Source organism: Bacillus sp. FMQ74 (assembly GCF_001875785.1).
In the GTDB taxonomy this organism is placed as follows: domain Bacteria; phylum Bacillota; class Bacilli; order Bacillales; family Bacillaceae; genus Bacillus; species Bacillus stercoris.
Genome location: NZ_MOEO01000008.1, coordinates 16921 through 31874 on the forward strand (window position 1 = coordinate 16921; position 14954 = coordinate 31874).

A 14954-nucleotide genomic window follows, 5' to 3' on the forward strand; every position below is an offset into this window, starting at 1 on the left:
AATGGTTTTATTCTAGTATATGTAAAAGAAATATTCAATAATCAATTCATTTTTCATATCTAATGATTATATGTTGCGATTTGGTAAACATATAATTGTGTTACTTTAAGCAGAATTATTCTTTTATATACAAATTCTGTAGGAGGGAAAATAGTGAAATACGGAATTATAGGTGCAGGATCAATTGGCTCAATTATTTCTAAAAAATTAGTTAAGAATGGGCATGATGTCAAAATTGCAGATGCAAGGGGAATTGAATATTTAGAAGGAAAAGAGCTTGCTGGAACAACTGTGCGCGTAGAGGATGCAATTAAAAATATTGATGTTCTTATAATTTCTCTTCCTACAAAAGCAATGCCAAGCATTCGGAACATTATCGATCAAGTCGGAGAGGAAGTAATCATTGTAGATACTTCAAATTATTATCCTTTTAGAGACGATAAAATTGAAGAAATCGAGAACGGAATGGTTGAAAGTGTTTGGGTTTCAAATCAATTAGGCAGACCTGTCATTAAAGCGTTCAACAACTTATTAGCCTATACTTTAGAAAATGAAGGAACATCCGTAGATTCTAGTGAACGAATCGCTATGGCAGTTGCTGGTAATGATACATCACAAAAACAAGTAGTCATGGACGTAGTAACCGAGTTAGGCTTCGATGCAGTAGACGGTGGTTCTTTAAGTGACTCTTGGAGACAGCAGCCAGGAACTCCTGCTTACTGCACAGAGCTAACAAAAGATGAACTCACAATTGCGTTGAAAAAGGCGAATAAAGTAAAAGCGCCATTACTACGCGACAAAGTGATGGAAATATTTGCAGAGAAAAAGGATGTTGATTTTTCACACGAGGATGTTGTGAATCTAAACAGAGAAATATACAATTCATAAAAACAAGAGGTGCACTCAGTTAGAGTGCACTTTTCGCATACCCTTATATTTACATGAATTTACAAAGAATAAGATATGTTTGATTCTTTCCTTGTTTCCCCACAATCGATAGTTACATTGAAGGATTAAGAACTGTATGATAGGGCGCTTTAATCTGGTGAAAGACCAAGGTTGACGAAAATTTCCGTCAGCCTTTCTTATAATAAGGAACAAATTAAATTTCTTAATCAATATAGAGGAAAAAGCAAGGACATTCATTGGTTCTGGCTCACCATTTTTAAACGTATAGAAATGTCGGAAAATGAAAATAAGAAGTATAATGAAAACAAGCTTTCATTGATATGGATTTACGACCTTGAGGGATTCGAACTCTCAAAAAAGATACCAAACTATATTGGTATCTTTTTTGTTTTGGCTTTAGAGCTATTAAATCCATCTAGGAGTATCATGGCTTGGCATCAACAACAGAACTTAATACTATCTCGAATCTATTTGAGGAAACTGATTTATGATATATTGCTTGAAGTTTTCAGTGACAGGCGATAGATATTGCCCTTCAATCCAAGAAATACCAACTGTGCGCTCGAACCTTGGCCAACTAATACGTACCTTTGCGATATTTGTTTGGTCTAAGCCTTTAAAATCAGGAAGAATTGAAACGCCAAGACCCGCTGCAACAAAACCTGCGATTGTAGCAGCTTCTTCGCCTTCAAATACAATCTTTGGGGTAATATTAACCTGTTCAAATATATGATCTATTGTTACTCGAAGAGCAAAACCTTCTTTCATTAAAACAAAAGGCTCATTAGCAATTTCGTTTAAGGTAATATCCTTACGAGTAGCTAACACATGATTTTTGGGCAAAAATAAATAAAGCTCCTCCTTCCATAAGGGTTTCCACAGTATATTTGATTCGACTGGAAAAGAAGCAAGTAGGCAGAGATCTAGTTCACCTGATTTTAGTTTATCTAAAAGCTGATTAGAGTGAGACTGGTTAAGTTGGAAATGAACATTTGGGTATTGATCTATAAATGCTCCAATTAAATTTGGAACTATTGTTGTACCAAGGGTGTGTAAAAAGCCCAAAGATACTTCACCTTGATCTGGTTTTAAAAGGGATTGAATTTCTTCCTTTCCTTCAGTAAATTCTCTAATGATAGAATCGACCCTCTTGAGGAATCTTTCCCCATATTTATTTAATTTAATGGACCGGCCTTGTCTATCAAAAAGCGGAACACCTAAGTGATTTTCTAATCTAACAATAGACCGAGAAAGTGCTGGCTGTGTTATTGATAACGTTTCAGCAGCTTTGGTTACATGCTGTATACGAGCAAGAGTTTGAAAGTACTCTAATTGTTCCCATTCCATAAAAAACCCTCTCTTCTTATAAGTCATTACACAAAGGAATTGAAATCATATTTATTATGCATTATACATCATGATTTATTAGTGTTAAGCTAAATTTAGCAGCAAAATAAATAAATTTTTATATCAATTTTAAACTATTTTTGTGTTCAGAAGGAGGACTATTTTAATGAACTATCGAATTGAAAAAGATACTTTTGGAGAAATAAAGGTGCCCGCTGATAAGTTTTGGGGAGCACAAACACAACGTAGTAAAGAGAACTTCAAGATAGGTTCTGAAAAAATGCCAAAACGTATTGTTAAAGCTTTTGCTATATTGAAGCGCAGTACAGCTATTGCTAATAACCGTTTAGGGAATTTGGATAGTGAAAAAACAGAGGTTATTACCGCAGTTTGTGATGAAATTCTTGAAGGCAAATATGATGACAATTTTCCGCTCGTTGTTTGGCAGACGGGAAGCGGTACACAAAGCAATATGAATGTTAACGAAGTGATAGCAAACCTTGCAACAGCTTTATTAAAAGAGAAAGGCTCTATACAAACCATACATCCAAATGATGATGTCAATCGCAGTCAAAGTTCGAATGACACTTTCCCAACAGCGATGCATGTTGCAGGTGTATTAGCTATCTATGAACAATTAGTTCCCAGACTTGATCAACTTCAGAACACATTAGATCAAAAAGCAAAAAAATTCAATGACATTGTAAAAATAGGTCGTACACATCTTCAAGATGCTACACCTTTAACCCTTGGACAAGAAATTAGCGGTTGGGTATACATGATTGAACGTTCGAAAGAAATGATATTGGAAGCAACTGATAAGATGCGTGAGCTTGCTATCGGGGGTACGGCTGTAGGGACAGGCATTAATGCACATCCACAGTTTGGAGAAGTTGTCTCAGAGGAGATCTCAAAGTTTACAGGCCAACAGTTTAAAAGTTCACCTAATAAATTTCATGCCTTAACTAGTCATGATGAAATAACGTATGTACATGGTGCTATGAAGGCATTAGCTGCTGACTTAATGAAAATTGCGAATGATGTTAGATGGCTTGCAAGCGGTCCTCGCTGTGGTATCGGGGAAATTTCAATCCCGGAAAATGAACCTGGTAGCTCCATTATGCCAGGTAAAGTCAACCCTACTCAATGTGAAGCCCTTACCATGATTGCGGCTCAAGTTATGGGGAATGATGCAACTATTGGTTTTGCTTCAAGTCAGGGCAACTTTGAACTAAATGTATTTAAACCTGTTATTATCTATAATTTCCTTCAATCCGTGCAGCTACTGAGTGATGGAATACAATCTTTCCATGATCATTGTGCGGTTGGGATTGAACCTAATACAAAAACAATTAAAGAAAATCTTTCCGGATCTTTGATGCTTGTCACAGCATTGAATCCTTATATCGGTTATGAAAATGCTGCAAAAATTGCTAAGTTTGCTCATAAAGAAGGCTTGACGTTAAAAGAGGCTGCTGTGCAACTTAAATTGCTAACGAAAGAGCAATTTGATGAGATGGTTAAACCAGAAAATATGGTGAAACCGAACATTTAAATCCTTTAAGGTGAAAACTAGTTACTGATTAGTAACTGGTTTTTCCTTTTTTTTACACTCATTGAAATTCACTTCATTTGGACAAACAGCTGTTACATAGCATTACCCAAGGGGTGATGCATTTTATAAAGGTGATAATCATCGAGGGACCGCAAGCTGACAAATGCATTAACGATTGCTGTCATAGGAATAGAATTCCTGCTGTTTTTTATTTGCTAGTGAAGAGGAGACAATAGTGAAAAATTTATTACCATTGTACGTAGGTGAACAAGGTTCGCTTATCTTTCTTAGAATTAAGAAAAAGCCGTTATGAAACGGCTAAAGGGAATCAGAACTAATGTTGTTTATCGAATCAAACAAGGAACTCATGAGTAGGTGCTAGAGTTACATTCCGGGATGCTTCCTTCATTTCGCCATTAGACATAGATCCGAAAAAGGCAAGTCCAATGAAAACGGCGGATAAACTGATAAACAATTTAGATTTCATACATGCATTCCCCTTTCGATATTTGCTTTTGAGCATATACCATCTTCTTGAAACAGATGATACTATCCTCTATTTTTCCATTATAATCGAAAAGGTGTCCTCCTAACATTGTCAGCTCTTCCAGATAAGGGTACCCTTTGCCGTTCTTTAAACGAGAAAAAATGTTGAGGAGTTTAGGTGTATCGCCATTTCTTATATAAAGAACGTCTAATGCTTCAAATAAGTTCATAAAAAGTTCGTCTTTAAAATCTACAGCACTTCTGATTCCTTTGCGGAAGCAATCCATTGCTTGTTCTTTTTTGCCTTGTTTAAAATAAATCAAAGCTAGGTCATGATAAGCTTGTGGAAGTACGTCAGAGTTTATTTTTCTGTATTGAACCAAAGCTTGTTCGATGTAACGTGCAGCCTTATTTAGGTTGTCCATTTTGTGATAGCAGTTACCGAGATTGAAAAATGCGGTGGCATAGATGTGAGTATTTTTACTTTTAAGCAGCTCAGCACCTTTTCATGCTTCTTGAAGGTGGGGGAGAGCTTTTTCATGAATTCAAGGTCATCGTAGTTACCAGCAATCACAAAATGACATGGAATACGCCGAACAGAATAAAGTTCATGTTTTTTATAGATATTGTATGAAAGTTCAGCGTAGTGCATTGAGATGTGAGTCATTTTCTTATGATAATAGACTTCGGATAACTTAAAATAAAACTCAGCTTTTTCTATCTTGTCAGAGATCGTGGGAATTTTGAGCTCAGCCTTTTTGTAATATGTAATGGCATTGTGTATACACCGTTTCTAAACTCATACATCCCGCGGAAGAAGTTATAATAATAAGCGCGCATATTGTCTAGTTTTTTCTTATGGCCTTTGGATTTCTTCGAATATTCTGAAAGTTACATTCGGTTTTCATCAGATGGCAGCGTGTAATCCAACATGATTTTATGGCGAAAGGCCATCAATTGATAATAAATAAGCAAATCTTGATCTTCTTCCATAACCACTATATCACGTTCTATTTCAGCTTTTAACATTTCAGCATCAGTAACGTTGAATTTTTGAATATGACTATGCCATTCATTAATTTTCATTCCCACTTCAGCTGATGTGATTGATATTAAGATATTCATTCTTCCATTAACTCTACTAGTACTGTAAATATTAACAAGTTTTTGTTCGCAGAAAAAGACAATAGGCCACCGCAATTTAAATTTTCGGTGAGACCGCAATAACTTTTTTTGCGTATAGAGGAACTTGAATATATGCTAGGTAACGGAGAAAGTGACAGGTTGGGGCTGTCAAAGAAAACACCAGACTATGAAGAACCAAGGTAAAGAAACTAAGTTGGAGGAGTAAACCATGCGTTTGCTCCTTTTTTTTGTCCATGAAAAGATAGTAGTGACTTTTGCGTCAAGTCATAAAAGAATTGGTATAACTGCAAAAAACCGCAAGGGAGTAGATATAATATACCTTTTTGCAATTAAACTTTGTAATAAGAAGGCGGTTCAATACAATTAGCGTAAAATCTATCTCTATTTTAAGTAGAGATGGAGGATACTAACCAGTTTTCTTGACGAAAAGAAAATATTTTATGAACGTGTTGAATATCATAATGTTATCATTGCTTTGAAAAAAGTTTGAAAGTATATAAAGAAGGACACTAAACAAACAGCTTTAGTGCCATAAGTTCAGTGTCCGTAGACTTCCATCTTTCACTTTTTGTTTTTTATAAGAAGTTCATCTTTTTCTTTACTTTCTCTAAAGCCTCAAGGCCTTCTTATTTTCATTATATGGATTAACCTCTTCCGGCTTGAAAAGAAGGATATTTCGTCATCCCACCATCTGCAAAGAGTGTAATGCCCGTTACATAACTCGCTTCAGAAGATGCTAAGAATGCTGCTACAGACGCTACTTCTTCTGGTTTACCTATGTATCCCATTGGAATCATACTTTCAACATCTGCACGTTGTACTGGATCTGCAAATTTTTCAGCATTGATTGGTGTGTTCATCGCTCCTGGTCCAATATTGTTCACGCGTATTCCTTTTGGTGCATATTCAAGTGCTAGTGTTTCTGTCATTAGCTTCATACCACCTTTACTAGCTGCATAGTGAACAAATAGTGGCCAAGGAATCATTTCATGTACACTAGACATGTTTATAACATTCCCTTTAATATCATTTTCTACAAAATATTTAATCGCTTCACGACTACCAAGGAAGGCACCTGTTAAGTTTGTGTCTATTACTTTGTTCCAATTGTCTAAAGTAAGCTCATGAGACGGTACAGGGTTTTCAACACCTGCATTGTTAATCATCACATCTAATGTACCAAATTCTTTTACAGCTGTTTGTACAAGGTTAATGACATCTCCTTCTACTGTTACATCACCACGTACAATAATAGCTTGTCCGCCTGCTTCTTCAACCTCTTTTTTAACTTCTAATGCTTCATTTTCATTATCACGATAATTAATCACCACTTTTGATTGTTCTTGTCCAAAGCGAACAGCCATTGCACGTCCTAGTCCTGTAGATCCGCCTGTAATCACGACTACTTTATCTTTTAGATCTTCATACATTATAAGTTCCTCCTAGTTCTAAGTTGTTATTTTTTAATAGATATTCTGTTAGTTTTTTAACTTTTTGCTATTCCTAGGAGCACTCCACCCAAAATAATGAGCACAATGCCTATTGCAATCGAAATAAGTTGACGCTTTGTTTTCTTTTCCCCTAGTAAGAAGATGCCTCCAAGCGTTGAAATGACGATTCCCATTTGTGATAGTGAAAAACTTGTTGCTACCCCTACTTTAGGTTGGGAAATAAATAAGAACATATTACCCGCAGCCCATATAAGACCAGGGATAATGTTACGAATTGTGTATTTATTAAAAGGTTTATGTTTATAAGTGAGGATGAGTCCACCAATAAACATACCAATAGCTTGGGGAAATAAAGCCACCCAACCATCGACGTTAAATAAGCGTGCAACGACAACATATATTAAATATCCAATCGTAGAAATAACGAGTGTGACAATTCCCTTCTTAAATTGCCCAGCTTGTTCTTCACTTTTTTCGCTTTCAAGAGAGGTTAACACAATCCCAATCACGATAAAAATGAGGGCTAGTATTCCCAATATAACTGTAGTGGCTGTTGACCACTCATGGAAAACAATCACCCCAAACAAAGCTGTTGATACGAGTTGCATACCTGTTGATATAGGCATCGTTTTAGAAACACCAATATATTCAATGGTTTTTAACTGATTACTTTGCCCAACAGCCCAAAACAAACCAGAAACGACTCCTACAATAATAATAAAAGGCGTCAATACAGGATGAATAACAAGATAGATAACAGCTGAAAAGATCAGTGCTCCAAGCGTTGTTCCTAGTGTTTGACTATAAGGTCCTCCACCTAACTTTACATTGAAGAGAACGATACTTCCCCAAAATATTGCAGGAAGAATGGCTAAGAAAATATCCATTTGATTCAAACCCCCTTTCTTTAAACCCTTGATGTATTTTACAAAGTGAATAGTTCGATTTCATCACTTTGTATTACTAATAGTAACTAAGGTAACTAAAGTAGTCAATAAATTTATTCTCATTTCTTTTACTTTGATTAGTTCTTCGAATAGTTCGTTCTATGTCATATTAAGATAAGTCCTTATAAAACAAGGGTATTGGCTCTGGGTTTCAAGAAATCTTTTTTCAAAAGAAAAAGTAGTTACAATGGAAAATGTTGTCTAATTTGGTTACCTAAGTTACTATTAGTAACATAGTTAGTTTATCGCACGCCCCATGTGTGGTTTGGTTTACTCACATATAAAAAAAGAAAGGCGAGAATCAAAATGGCAGAAGTATTGCATATTACAGCACATCCTTACGATCATATAAAGTCATTTAGTATGGCTGCTGGGAAAGCGTTTATTGAAACATATAAAGAAGTAAATCCTAAGGATGAGGTTGTTCATATTAATTTATATAAAGAGTACATCCCTCATCACGTTACGATTCATACAGGGAATTGCCGCATCTGCTGGAATAGTAATTTCTCTTGCGAATTGTTCGATATATATATAGCGGGGTTGAATTAACAAAGTTTTTTTCACTCCTTACGTTAATTAGAAACCTCGCTCCATTACTTGATCTAATTTTAGGGATTAATGTAATTTTTTCATCTCATGGGAGAGTGTGTTTATCTTTTTAGGAATTTGGGGGATATTTTTAACGATCATCACAAAATGGGGGGGAAGGAAACTTTGCCCGTAAAGCAACGTGTACCTAGTAACTTTATTGTGTTATCTATAAACTTTAAAACCTTGCTGCAAAATTGTTTTTTTATGGGCTGTGCTCTTCTACAAGGAATTATGACAGCTGGCATATTTGCATTATATTTCTGGAACTCCATTTATATATCAAAAGATTTACGGTGTGTCATCTCAAGTGTTTTCAATACTATTTTCATTGAATGGAATTAGCCTAATCCTTGGAACACAGTTGATGAGACGACTAGCAGGGGGGGGACAGGGCAGCGCTTTCTTCTGGTTGGGAGTTGTTTCGCCAGCTTCGCTGTTCTAATTGTAGTTATTTCTCAGGGATCATTATTTGCGTTAGTCATTCCTCTTCTTTTTTATTGCATCGGCTGAAGTCATTGGACCTTCTTCCATTACATTAGCCTTGGAATCACAAGGACACATTGCAGGAAGTGCTTCTGCGTTTCTAGGGGTCATTCCGTTTTTATTAGGTTCAGTTACTTCGCCACTAGTAGGCATCGCGGGTGAATATTCTGCAGAACCACTAGGAGTTATTATATTTGTAACCAGCATGTTGTCCGTTATCATCTATTTATTTTTAGTTAAAACAAATAAGACGGTGACAACTTCTAAACTACATAAATCTGAATAATCAGAATCAATACTGTCGGTAAAGAGCTAAGTCCATAATAACTAGGTTGTTCTACATAGGACATACAAACACTTACTACGCTCAACAACTGATCATAAAGGGTATTGATCGTATAAATCAAATTCTAAAACATGTTCCTCATATTCTCTGCTTCCCAGCATGTATGGGAAGACATAAAAAGAAAAAATCAGGAAAATCTCTTGTTTTGTTCTAGGGAAAATGGAATGTGAGCGAATAAGTTCTCCTCACAGCTGCAAGAATAACATGAAGAAGATTAGCAAAGCAGGTTAGAGTATATAGGAGCTAGATGAATCAGTATATGAAGATGTATAAAACAAAAAAGCTTGTAGAAACTTAAAGGCCTTGATAAGGTTCAAGGCCTTACTATGTTGGATCAAATTTGTTTGGCCATCTCTTTGGCTTGCTGAATTGCTTTATCTTTAATTTTAGTAGCTTGTTCTGGAAATTTCATTTGCCCTTCAATAATAAAACTTTCAAAAGACTCAATACCAAAAAAATCCATCACGACCTTTAAGTAACGGTGTCCCATCTCTCTTTCCATTTCAGGACCGTGTGAGTAGATGTCTCCTCGAGCTTGTATATGGAGAGCTTTTTTTCTTTTAGTAACCCTTTTGAACCTTCTTTTGTATACTTGAAGGTTTTACCTGACACCGTGATTGCATCAATATAGGTTTTCATGATGGCTGGAACGGAAAAATTCCACATAGGTGTGACAAAAATGTATTTATCAGCTAACTAAAACTGTCCACATAATTCAACTAAACGGCCGACTTTTAACCGTTCATCCGTTGATAAATCTTGAAGTGAAGATTGAGAGCGAAGTTTTTTCCAACCATTAAATACATCTGCGTCTAGATAAGGAATATCAGCTTTATAAAAATCTATGGACTACTTCATCTTTAGGGTGTGTTTGTTTGTAACTTTAAATGAATTCTTTTCCTACGGTCATGCTAATTGATTCATCTTCAGATAGAGGGCGTGCTGTAATATAGAGAACATTAGACATGGAGCTCTTCTTTTCATATTTGTAATTTAAAATATTGTTGTGTTTATTTGCATAGATCCTAAAAGAACTGTCAATCCTTGACCCAGCTTTCTGCCCATTGACTAATAGGTCCTAATATTTTTCCTAACTCTGTTCCTTTTTGAGTTAAAGAGTACTCAGAACGTATTGGACGATCGGGGATTACATTTCGTACGACAATACCCTGTTCTTCTAATTCTTTAATACGTTCAGTTAGAATCCTTCTACTTAAGGAAGGCATACTCTCACTTAACTCACTAAAGCGCTTAGGACCACTCATTAGGACATAAATAATTAATCCCGTCCATTTTTTTCCTATGATCTCGAAACCTTTTTCTACTTTAAGTTGTAAATCTTTCGATTCGCCCATATTATATGTCCTCCTTCAATCAATATGGATGAAAAATAACTTATGCATTTATCGTAACAAAAATAATGAAAAAGTATTAGGGAACTTTGAATTAAAAAGGGTGATATTGCTTTGCTGATCTTTGTCCAAGCAATGAATGTGTTAGTTGCTTTTTGTTTCTTTAGTTCCTTTTAGTATCAAGTGGATTAATTGCTTTCAAAATATTGCAATTATATAAAAAGTAAGATTAGAAAATGAAATATATTTTTTTGTAAGGGAAGGAAGGATTATATCAAACTGTGATTATTTAAGGAAAAATAATTCAATAGCTTAAGTATAGAAGAACAAAGTGATTATTTGCAACTGATAAATAATTAAATAAGTTAATATAAAAGTGAAATAAAATGTACATTTTAAAATCTACTCAATCTTATAGCAATGGAGGGGGAATTTTTTCTTTGCAAATGAAAAGACTAGGAATGATTTATCAAGATTTTACTAGAGATGATTTTGCTTTTGATCCCTTAAGCCGAATTGGCATTAACTGTCTGGCAATGAAAAGCACCATTTTTTAATAACCATAATTGATATAAACGTATAGAATTGATGGCAAGTGAATAAAGAATGTAATGAAAATAAGCTTTCTTAATCAATGATATGGATTTACTATGTTGAGGGCATAGTAAGTGTCGAAAAACCGATTGTTTTAACTATCGGTTTTTTTAAGTGCTTTTTTCACACTCATTGAAAATGATCTCATTAGGACAAACACCTTTTACATAGCATTACCCAAGGGGTGATGCATTTTATGAAGGTAATAATCATCGAGGGACCTCAAGCTGACAAATGCATTAACGATAGCTATCATTATTTAATAAAACTTTAGAGGAAGGAGATCCAGGGTGATAGCAATATATGTAAGGGTATCGACCGAGGAACAAGCGATCAAGGGATCGAGTATCGACAGCCAGATCGAGGCCTGCATAAAGAAAGCAGGGACTAAGGATGTGCTGAAGTATGCCGATGAAGGATTTTCTAGGGAGCTTTTAGAACGTCCGGCTTTGAATCACTTGAGGGAGGATGCAAGCAAATGACTTATAAGTCATTTGTTACGATCCAGACCGTCTTTCTCGGAGGAGCTTATCAGCGATGATAAAAAAATGATTTTCATAACTCTTTCATATACTCTTTCTCAATTTCTTTTAAAAGAAACTTTAGTAAAATAGAGAAAGAAAGCCGGAATATGAGTCCGGCCTCTTCTGCATTATTTCCCCTTCGCCTTCTTCCGTTTTTCCTTCTCTGCCCGATAAAACTCATGAAACATCTTCATCAGCGCCCGCTTTTCAATCCGCGATACATAGCTGCGCGAGATCCCGAGCTCTTTGGCAATCTCACGCTGAGTTTTTTCCTTCTTCAAATCAAGTCCAAACCGCCCGACAATCACTTCCTTTTCACGGTCATCTAAAATGTCAATGTATTGTTTCACTTTTTCAAGCTCCATATTGAGCTGGATCGTATCTATCACATCTTCATTTTCTGATTTCAAAACGTCAATCAGGCTTATTTCATTCCCTTCCTTATCCTGCCCGATCGGATCGTGAAGGGAGACGTCTTTTTTTGTTTTTTTCAATGCGCGAAGATGCATGAGGATTTCATTTTCAATACACCTCGCAGCATACGTCGCCAGCTTTGTTCCTTTACCAGCGGAATAGCTTTCAATTCCTTTAATAAGCCCGATTGTTCCGATGGAGATTAAGTCCTCTGCATCCTCACCTGTATTTTCGAACTTTTTCACAATATGGGCGACCAAGCGAAGATTATGCTCAATCAGCATGTTTCTGGCGTGTTCATCTCCTTTAGCCATGAGCTCTAAGTATTTTTTTTCCTCGCTGCTTGAGAGCGGTTGTGGAAAGGCATTGTTTTTCACGTAAGATACTAAAAAGACAAGCTCTTTAACAACAAAGCCGAGCGCTGCGAAAACACCTGTCACCATCGTCACCTCCACAAGAGTATGTAGGCAAAAGCCTATATGTAAATGTATGTGGGCGGGAGGCTGTCTGTGTCTGTACCGGGAAATTTCTCGCAGGGGAGCCTGGCTTTTGTAAACAGCATATTAACTTCAATGTTAACAATAATCTTTATCAAGCGCCCATACATTGAAATGAACAAATGTATGGGGGGATGGGAATGAAAAAATGGATGGCAGGCCTGTTTCTTGCTGTTGCAGTTCTTCTTTGTTTAATGGTTCCGCAGCAGATCCAAGGAGCTTCTTTGTATGACAAAGTGTTATATTTTCCGCTGTCTCGTTATCCGGAAACAGGCGATCATATTAGAGATGCGATTGCAGAGGGACATTCTGAGATTTGCACCATTGATAGAGATGGAGCAGACAAAAGGCGGGAGGAATCATTAAAGGGAATCCCGACGAAGCCGGGCTATGACCGGGATGAGTGGCCGATGGCGGTCTGCAAGGAAGGCGGCGCAGGAGCTGATGTCCGATATGTGACGCCTTCTGATAATCGCGGGGCCGGCTCGTGGGTAGGGAATCAAATGAGCAGCTATCCTGACGGCACCAGAGTGCTGTTTATTGTGCAGTAGTAAAGAAGAGGCTCTTTCTTGAGCCTCTGTTGTTACAACCCTTCGCAGTGCTGAATTTTCGGGGGCCAGGTTTCTGCTTTTCGCCAATATTGGCGTGTGCCTTCGTCCCGCACAACAATGCCCAGCTGTGCCAGTTCGAGACGGAATTCTTCAATATCGTCTTTTTCTTCGTCCTCCAGCGCTTTGAGACGAGCTTTTAATAAGGCATGGGCGCCTTGCGATAGATCTGGTGCATCAGGAATCCATCGGCGAAATTGATCTTTAAACGGATCACCATCTGCTGCCCATTCGTAATGATGCTGTTTAAAGGCCTTCTTAACGTTTACTGGTTTTTCATCAATTTCTTCCCGTACCAATTCATATCCGGCTGTTCCTAGGAGGACAAGCCGTTTGTGATCCATAAACACAAGAGCAATGTCACCGGAATGAATTGTTTGCACTTTTTTTCCTTTCATGAATTCCACTGTGTGATCTGTAATCTTGACAGACAGCAGCATTGCACTAACAGATTGAGCGAACCAAATCCCCGCAGACATACCGAGAAGAGCAGTGATAAATGCAGCTGTTGATCCCTGAAAAGAGGTGATGAGCCGAAGCGGTCCTTCAAAAGGAATCCAAGGGAGGGATAATGCCCATTTCGCAATCTGCGGGATAAAATACCCGATGGTAAGACCGATCATTGCAAATGCAGCGTATAAAAAGAATATAGTGGTTTTCGTAACACCAATAAGAGTATGAGATTGAATCTGCAACATGGCACCTTCTTTTACTGAAAATTCTCTTCCCATATTTTAACTTAACAAGATGGTAAATCAAGGATAAAGTAAAAATGGTGGATTTAAAGAGGGTTCCGAAATGGAATTGGCAGGTACAGCCGATCATGAAAAACATATTAAAATGGGGAGACGATGTAGTCTCATTTGTTTTCTGCGTATCACAATACAAAGGGAACATAAAGTGTAAAGGCTTTTGACAATCAGGAGGAACAGGCATGAAAATCGGATTAATCGGTTTAGGGAAAATGGGCATAAACATAGGAAAGCAATTCATAGACCGTAATTATCAAGCGGTTGGATATGATGTAAATCAGGGTTGATGGGGCAGTTTTGCGTGATGTATCACCTTTATTAAGTAAAGGCGATATGATTATCGAAGCTGGAAACTCTCATTATAAAGAATCGATCCGCCGCTACAATCAAATGAAAGAAGCAGATATCGATTATCTCGATGCCGGTACATCGGGCGGAATGAAGGCGCACGGCATGGAGCCTGTTTTATGGTGGGGGGCGATCATAAAGCATGGGAGATTGCAGAACGGCTTTTTCGGGATACCACCGTCGAAAATGGTTATCTATACGCTGATGAAGCGGGAAGCGGACGTTTTTTTAAAATGATCCATAAGGCATTGAGAACGGAATGACGGCCGCTATTGTTGAAGGATTCGAAGTGCTTGAAAGCAGCTAATTTGATTTTGACTACGAGAAGGTTGCCAGAGTGTGGAATCATGGTTCTGTCATTCGTTCTTGGCTTATGGGACTGCTTTCTCTAAGGATGCGAAACTGGATCAGATTAAGGGCATGATGCATTCCTCAGGTGAGAAATGGACGGTGGAAACCGTGCTTGATCTGCAGACCACAACTCCGGTGATCGCCATGTCGCTAATGATGATATACCATTATTCAACAGAAGATATGGTTACATGAGAGGTTGTCGCTGCTCTTCGAATGAATTTGGTGGCCATGCGACGAAAAAAATAGT

10 protein-coding genes and 7 pseudogenes are annotated in these 14954 nt (G+C 37.2%); 8 read left to right on the forward strand and 9 right to left on the reverse strand.

Annotation, left to right across the window (positions count from 1 at the left end; translation table 11 throughout):
* Nucleotides 1-153 precede the first annotated feature (153 nt).
* Nucleotides 154-888: an NADPH-dependent F420 reductase gene (locus BLL41_RS15275; protein ID WP_071578514.1), complete on the forward strand. Its 735-nt coding sequence runs from the start codon at nucleotides 154-156 to the stop codon at nucleotides 886-888.
* A gap of 477 nt (nucleotides 889-1365) precedes the next feature.
* Here BLL41_RS15275 and BLL41_RS15280 read toward each other — a convergent pair whose 3' ends face one another.
* On the reverse strand, nucleotides 1366-2256 hold the full coding sequence (locus BLL41_RS15280) for a LysR family transcriptional regulator (RefSeq protein WP_071578515.1): 891 nt from the start codon (nucleotides 2254-2256) through the stop codon (nucleotides 1366-1368).
* 166 nt (nucleotides 2257-2422) lie between these two features.
* On the opposite strand from BLL41_RS15280, the gene fumC reads away from it, so the two are divergent.
* Complete coding sequence (gene fumC / locus BLL41_RS15285; RefSeq protein ID WP_071578516.1) at nucleotides 2423-3811, forward strand: class II fumarate hydratase; 1389 nt, start codon at nucleotides 2423-2425, stop codon at nucleotides 3809-3811.
* Between the two features lie 352 nt (nucleotides 3812-4163).
* On the opposite strand, the gene phrE is transcribed toward fumC, so the two are convergent.
* Nucleotides 4164-4298: a phosphatase RapE inhibitor PhrE gene (gene phrE / locus BLL41_RS15290; RefSeq protein WP_071578503.1), complete on the reverse strand. Its 135-nt coding sequence runs from the start codon at nucleotides 4296-4298 to the stop codon at nucleotides 4164-4166.
* Nucleotides 4288-5422 (reverse strand): annotated as a pseudogene (rapE, locus tag BLL41_RS15295) (response regulator aspartate phosphatase RapE). The gene phrE and the pseudogene rapE overlap by 11 nt, the downstream one beginning before the upstream one ends.
* Before the next feature lie 132 nt (nucleotides 5423-5554).
* Between rapE and BLL41_RS23125 the strand changes: the two are divergent.
* A pseudogene (locus tag BLL41_RS23125) lies at nucleotides 5555-5648 on the forward strand (lipoprotein); the annotation flags it as partial.
* A 439-nt stretch (nucleotides 5649-6087) separates the two neighbouring features.
* Here the strand turns inward: BLL41_RS23125 and gdh are convergent.
* Together gdh and BLL41_RS15305 are read right to left on the reverse strand one after the other, a co-directional pair.
* Nucleotides 6088-6873 carry a glucose 1-dehydrogenase gene (gdh, locus tag BLL41_RS15300; protein WP_071578517.1) on the reverse strand — a complete coding sequence of 262 codons (786 nt, stop codon included), beginning with the start codon at nucleotides 6871-6873 and terminating at the stop codon, nucleotides 6088-6090.
* A 56-nt stretch (nucleotides 6874-6929) separates the two neighbouring features.
* The gene (locus BLL41_RS15305) at nucleotides 6930-7781 is read right to left on the reverse strand and encodes a RhaT/GlcU family sugar-proton symporter (protein WP_071578518.1); all 852 of its coding nucleotides are present in this window, start codon (nucleotides 7779-7781) and stop codon (nucleotides 6930-6932) included.
* Nucleotides 7782-8147: 366 nt separating this feature from the next.
* On the opposite strand from BLL41_RS15305, the pseudogene BLL41_RS23130 reads away from it, so the two are divergent.
* Nucleotides 8148-8300: pseudogene (locus tag BLL41_RS23130) on the forward strand (NAD(P)H-dependent oxidoreductase); the annotation flags it as partial.
* Nucleotides 8301-9598: 1298 nt separating this feature from the next.
* On the opposite strand, the pseudogene BLL41_RS22815 reads toward BLL41_RS23130, so the two are convergent.
* Nucleotides 9599-10231 (reverse strand): annotated as a pseudogene (locus tag BLL41_RS22815) (FMN-dependent NADH-azoreductase).
* A 70-nt stretch (nucleotides 10232-10301) separates the two neighbouring features.
* Nucleotides 10302-10619, reverse strand: a complete 318-nt coding sequence (locus tag BLL41_RS15325; protein WP_071578520.1) for a winged helix-turn-helix transcriptional regulator — start codon at nucleotides 10617-10619, stop codon at nucleotides 10302-10304.
* Nucleotides 10620-11406: 787 nt separating this feature from the next.
* On the opposite strand from BLL41_RS15325, the pseudogene BLL41_RS23135 reads away from it, so the two are divergent.
* A pseudogene (locus tag BLL41_RS23135) lies at nucleotides 11407-11585 on the forward strand (hypothetical protein).
* Nucleotides 11543-11753 (forward strand): annotated as a pseudogene (locus BLL41_RS15335) (recombinase family protein); the annotation flags it as partial. The pseudogenes BLL41_RS23135 and BLL41_RS15335, both read left to right, overlap by 43 nt.
* Nucleotides 11754-11862: 109 nt before the next feature.
* On the opposite strand, the gene sigK reads toward BLL41_RS15335, so the two are convergent.
* Nucleotides 11863-12591 carry an RNA polymerase sporulation sigma factor SigK gene (gene sigK / locus BLL41_RS15340; RefSeq protein WP_013308023.1) on the reverse strand — a complete coding sequence of 243 codons (729 nt, stop codon included), beginning with the start codon at nucleotides 12589-12591 and terminating at the stop codon, nucleotides 11863-11865.
* Nucleotides 12592-12785: 194 nt separating this feature from the next.
* Here sigK and nucB point away from each other — a divergent pair, with 194 nt between their 5' ends.
* On the forward strand, nucleotides 12786-13196 hold the full coding sequence (nucB, locus tag BLL41_RS15345) for a sporulation-specific Dnase NucB (protein ID WP_071578521.1): 411 nt from the start codon (nucleotides 12786-12788) through the stop codon (nucleotides 13194-13196).
* A 32-nt stretch (nucleotides 13197-13228) separates the two neighbouring features.
* Here nucB and BLL41_RS15350 read toward each other — a convergent pair whose 3' ends face one another.
* Nucleotides 13229-13951, reverse strand: coding sequence for a YqeB family protein (locus BLL41_RS15350; protein ID WP_071578522.1), 723 nt, complete (start codon nucleotides 13949-13951; stop codon nucleotides 13229-13231).
* A gap of 236 nt (nucleotides 13952-14187) precedes the next feature.
* On the opposite strand from BLL41_RS15350, the pseudogene gnd reads away from it, so the two are divergent.
* Nucleotides 14188-14899: pseudogene (gene gnd, locus BLL41_RS15355) on the forward strand (phosphogluconate dehydrogenase (NAD(+)-dependent, decarboxylating)).
* Nucleotides 14900-14954 lie beyond the last annotated feature (55 nt).

Excerpts from the sequence above, each read along its gene's own strand:
- nucB (WP_071578521.1), top strand. The coding sequence starts at position 12,786 with ATGAAAAAATGGATGGCAGGCCTGTTTCTTGCTGTTGCAGTTCTTCTT.
- BLL41_RS15305 (WP_071578518.1), bottom strand. The coding sequence starts at position 7,781 with ATGGATATTTTCTTAGCCATTCTTCCTGCAATATTTTGGGGAAGTATC.
- gdh (WP_071578517.1), bottom strand. The coding sequence starts at position 6,873 with ATGTATGAAGATCTAAAAGATAAAGTAGTCGTGATTACAGGCGGATCT.
- fumC (WP_071578516.1), top strand. The coding sequence starts at position 2,423 with ATGAACTATCGAATTGAAAAAGATACTTTTGGAGAAATAAAGGTGCCC.
- BLL41_RS15325 (WP_071578520.1), bottom strand. The coding sequence starts at position 10,619 with ATGGGCGAATCGAAAGATTTACAACTTAAAGTAGAAAAAGGTTTCGAG.
- BLL41_RS15280 (WP_071578515.1), bottom strand. The coding sequence starts at position 2,256 with ATGGAATGGGAACAATTAGAGTACTTTCAAACTCTTGCTCGTATACAG.
- BLL41_RS15350 (WP_071578522.1), bottom strand. The coding sequence starts at position 13,951 with ATGTTGCAGATTCAATCTCATACTCTTATTGGTGTTACGAAAACCACT.
- phrE (WP_071578503.1), bottom strand. The coding sequence starts at position 4,298 with ATGAAATCTAAATTGTTTATCAGTTTATCCGCCGTTTTCATTGGACTT.
- sigK (WP_013308023.1), bottom strand. The coding sequence starts at position 12,591 with ATGGTGACAGGTGTTTTCGCAGCGCTCGGCTTTGTTGTTAAAGAGCTT.